This window comes from Nonomuraea sp. NPDC051941, assembly GCF_044593615.1.
In genome coordinates this window covers 1-1,096 of the sequence record NZ_JBIUCF010000153.1, presented here as the reverse complement: position 1 = coordinate 1,096, position 1,096 = coordinate 1, and the positions used below count along the sequence as shown (strand labels likewise).

General features: G+C 66.4%; 1 protein-coding gene. It reads left to right on the top strand.

Annotated elements, in window-relative coordinates:
- The first annotated feature begins 503 nt into the window (after positions 1–503).
- Positions 504–1,049 carry a universal stress protein gene (locus ACIHFD_RS67915; protein WP_397375979.1) on the top strand — a complete coding sequence of 182 codons (546 nt, stop codon included), beginning with the start codon at positions 504–506 and terminating at the stop codon, positions 1,047–1,049.
- The last annotated feature ends 47 nt before the right edge of the window (positions 1,050–1,096 follow it).

Genomic DNA, 1,096 nt, shown 5'->3' with positions numbered 1-1,096 from the left:
TACAACCGCTACGCCCCAGGCGACCACACACAGTCACTGCTCCCAGGCCACCCCGCCGAACTGACGACAGTTGAATAAGCGAGCCCACCAGTCTGAGACCCCCAGTCGGTGGCGCCGCCCTTGGAGATAATGCAGGCACCCTTGTCGGCCAGCAGTAGGTCGTCGATGTCGAGGCTGAGATCTCCTCGGCACGAGGACACTTGTCATACAGGGCCGCCACAGCGTCTTGTCGCACAGGGGCGCCTTCAACTCGAACAGCGCGGCGATCTGTCCACGCGGCAGCGCCCGAGTGCGGTCTGGCGGCGCGACCCATCAGGCCACCGCGGCCTCCAGCAGCGCTCCGTCCCGCTGCCGATGAGCGCCATGCCCTTGGCCACCGTTGCCCTACCGGAGCGCGAAGAATCGCCAGGGGACGACCAAGATTTCTTCATCCGTGGGTCTCATCTCGTAGGCCGGGGAAAGCCCATCCGGCTAAGAGGGGAGAACTCTTAGCCGGGGGAGGCATGATGGGGCGGCCCATACTGGTCGGCTACGACGAGTCACCAGCGAGCACGCTGGCATTGTGCTGGGCGATCGAGGAGGCGCGGCTACGCAAGTCCTCTGTTCTGGTGTGTCATGCCTGGCAGTGGCCGTATCCGCTGCGTCCTGTAGAGCAGGAAGTCTTGGCACGGGTCGAGCAGGTCGCTGCCCATGTGGTGGACGGGGGCGTACATCGAGCTCGGAGCCTGGCCCCTGACGTGGACGTCCGGCCGCGACTGGCGAGAGGGACGGCCTCCACGGTGCTCCTGCATGCCGCACGCGAGGCAGAGCTGACAGTGCTTGGCTCGAGAGGGCAAGGTGGTTTCGAAGACCTGCGGGTGGGATCTGCTGCCGTGCAGGTGCCCGCGCACAGTGCCGGGCCGGTTGTCGTCGTCCGGCCTGACGCGATGCCGACCGGTGACGGAACGCGAATCGTAGTCGGTGTCGATGGCTCGCCAGCCAGTCTGGCGGCGTTCGGTCTCGCTGTGACGAAACATGGGCCCCGGCCATCGCGCGGCAGCGGACAGTAGATGGGCAGACGGGATCGGTGGCGCGGTCGTGATGGTGTGACCGGCCA